The 2,988-nt window shown below is 48.9% G+C and carries 2 tRNA genes and 2 rRNA genes; all 4 read right to left on the bottom strand.

What is annotated here, in order from left to right:
- Nucleotides 1-1,728, bottom strand: a 23S ribosomal RNA gene (locus VCHSUH03_RS08520); the annotation flags it as partial.
- Between the two features lie 277 nt (nt 1,729-2,005).
- Nucleotides 2,006-2,081, bottom strand: a tRNA-Ala gene (locus VCHSUH03_RS08515).
- Between the two features lie 10 nt (nt 2,082-2,091).
- A tRNA-Ile gene (locus VCHSUH03_RS08510) sits at nt 2,092-2,168 on the bottom strand.
- Between the two features lie 123 nt (nt 2,169-2,291).
- Nucleotides 2,292-2,988 (bottom strand): 16S ribosomal RNA (locus VCHSUH03_RS08505); the annotation flags it as partial.

Genomic DNA, 2,988 nt, shown 5'->3' with positions numbered 1-2,988 from the left:
AGTTACGGAGGCATTTTGCCGAGTTCCTTAACGAGGGTTTTCCCGCGCACCTTAGGATTCTCTCCCCGCCTACCTGTGTCGGTTTTGGTACGGGCGATGTGTCTCTACCTAGAAGCTTTTCTCGACAGTGTAGGATCAATCACTTCGTTACTATTGCTAGTAACTCGTCATCACATCTCAGCTTTTAGAGCTACGGATTTGCCTATAGCTCAACCTACCTGCTTAAACACGCACTTCCAATCGCGTGCTGACCTACCTTACTGTGTCACTCCATCGATCAAACGATTCACACCGGTACAGGAATTTCAACCTGTTGTCCATCGCCTACGCTTTTCCGCCTCGGCTTAGGTCCCGACTTACCCTGAGACGACGATCGTTGCTCAGGAACCCTTAGGCTTTCGGTGGAATGGATTCTCACCATTCTTTTCGCTACTCATACCGACATTCTCACTTCTCATCAGTCCACAACTCCTTACGGTACTGCTTCAACCCAATGAGAACGCTCCCCTACCCATATACATTGCTGCATATGACACGACTTCGGTTTTACACTTTAGCCCCGGACATTTTCGGCGCAGAGTCTCTCGACCAGTGAGCTATTACGCACTCTTTAAATGGTGGCTGCTTCTAAGCCAACATCCTGGTTGTTTTGGAAATTCCACATCCTTCGCCACTTAGTGTAACATTTGGGACCTTAGTCGGTGTTCTGGGCTGTTTCCCTCTTGACAATGGACCTTATCATTCACTGTCTGACTCCCGAGTATAAGTATAGCCATTCGTAGTTTGACTAGGTTCGGTAACCGGTATGGCCCCTAGCCCGATCAGTGCTCTACCGCCTATACTCTCAACCTCGAGGCTAGCCCTAAAGCTATTTCGGGGAGAACCAGCTATCTCCGTGTTCGATTGGCATTTCACCCCTATCCACAACTCATCCCAAAGCTTTTCAACGCTCACGAGTTCGGTCCTCCACACAATTTTACCTGTGCTTCAACCTGGCCATGGATAGATCACTACGGTTTCGGGTCTACTATTACTAACTGAACGCCCTGTTCAGACTCGCTTTCGCTGCGGCTCCGTGTTTTCCACTTAACCTCGCTAGCAACAGTAACTCGTCGGTTCATTCTTCAATAGGCACGCCGTCGTCCTGATATATATACAGACTTCGACTGTTTGTAGACATACGGTTTCAGGTTCTCTTTCACTCCCCGCCAGGGGTTCTTTTCACCTTTCCCTCACGGTACTATGCGCTATCGGTCGATATCAGTATTTTGGCTTGGAGGGTGGTCCCCCCTGCTTCCCACAAGGTTTCACGTGTCTCGTGGTACTCTGGATACAGTCCCATGTATGCAAGGTTTCGATTACAGGGCTTTCACCTTCTGCGGCTGAGCTTTCCAGCTCGATTCTTCTACCTCATTTACACTTGATGACTGTCCTCAACCCCGGTGCGGTTGCCCGCTCCGGTTTGGCCTCTTTCCCGTTCGCTCGCCGCTACTAAGAAAATCTCGTTTGATTACTTTTCCTCTGGGTAATTAGATGTTTCAGTTCCCCAGGTGCCCTCCTCATACTCAAAGGTATGGGTGACAGTGCATAACCACTGCCGGGTTCCCCCATTCGGAAATCTACGGGTCAAAGGTTGCTTGCACCTCTCCGTAGCTTATCGCAGCTTACCGCGTCCTTCTTCGGCTGATATCGCCAAGGCATCCACCGTACGCCCTTAAAATCTTTACTTAAGATTTCATTGACATGCATTAGATACATTGTCGTTTATTTTGTAGCCGTACATTTTCATGTACGTCACCATTAAGTCAGAGAATTATTTCCTATGTGCTCGGGTCAACCTACTTAGAAATTCTAAGAGATGACCTTACAAATATAATAATTATCTTCTATGCAGTTTTCAAAGAACAATATTCTGACATAAATCTTACGATTCATGCGTCATATGTTGCTATCAATGATAGCTTAGTTATTTTAGTATTAAACAGACTAGCTGTCAAATACTAAATGGTGGAGACGAGGAGATTCGAACTCCTGACCCCCTGCTTGCAAGGCAGGTGCTCTCCCAACTGAGCTACGCCCCCATGTATTAAATGGTGGGCCTAGGTGGACTCGAACCACCGACCTCACGCTTATCAGGCGTGCGCTCTAACCAGCTGAGCTATAGGCCCATTTAATATATGAGAAATTTATTATCTTGTAGATAACAGATCTCTCAAAACCGAACAATGTTAGGTGCCAAAGTGTCGACCTAAGTGACATCTAAGCTCTTGGCCTAGTGTATGTCTCCCTAGAAAGGAGGTGATCCAGCCGCACCTTCCGATACGGCTACCTTGTTACGACTTCACCCCAATCATCGACTTTACCTTAGACGGCTGGCTCCCGAAGGTTACCCCACCGGCTTTGGGCACTTCCGACTTTCGTGGTGTGACGGGCGGTGTGTACAAGGCCCGGGAACGTATTCACCGCAGTATGCTGACCTGCGATTACTAGCGATTCCGACTTCACGTAGGCGAGTTGCAGCCTACGATCCGAACTGAGAGAGTGTTTCTCGGGTTTGCTCCACCTCGCGGTATTGCTTCCGTCTATTAACTCCCATTGTAGTACGTGTGTAGCCCAGGTCATAAGGGGCATGATGATTTGACGTCATCCCCGCCTTCCTCCGCATTGTCTGCGGCAGTCTCTCATGAGTTCCCACCCGAAGTGCTGGCAACATAAGATAGGGGTTGCGCTCGTTGCGGGACTTAACCCAACATCTCACGACACGAGCTGACGACAACCGTGCACCACCTGTTTTCTGGCTTCCGAAGAAGAGGAACTATCTCTAGTTCTGTCCATCAATGTCAAGACCTGGTAAGGTTCTTCGCGTTGCGTCGAATTAAACCACATACTCCACCGCTTGTGCGGGCCCCCGTCAATTCCTTTGAGTTTCAACCTTGCGGTCGTACTCCCCAGGCGGGGTACTTATTGCGTTAACTCCGGCACAGAAGG

The sequence above is a fragment of the Veillonella infantium genome, from assembly GCF_002959895.1.
Taxonomy (GTDB): domain Bacteria; phylum Bacillota; class Negativicutes; order Veillonellales; family Veillonellaceae; genus Veillonella; species Veillonella infantium.
This window is presented reverse-complemented; position numbering and strand designations above follow the sequence as displayed.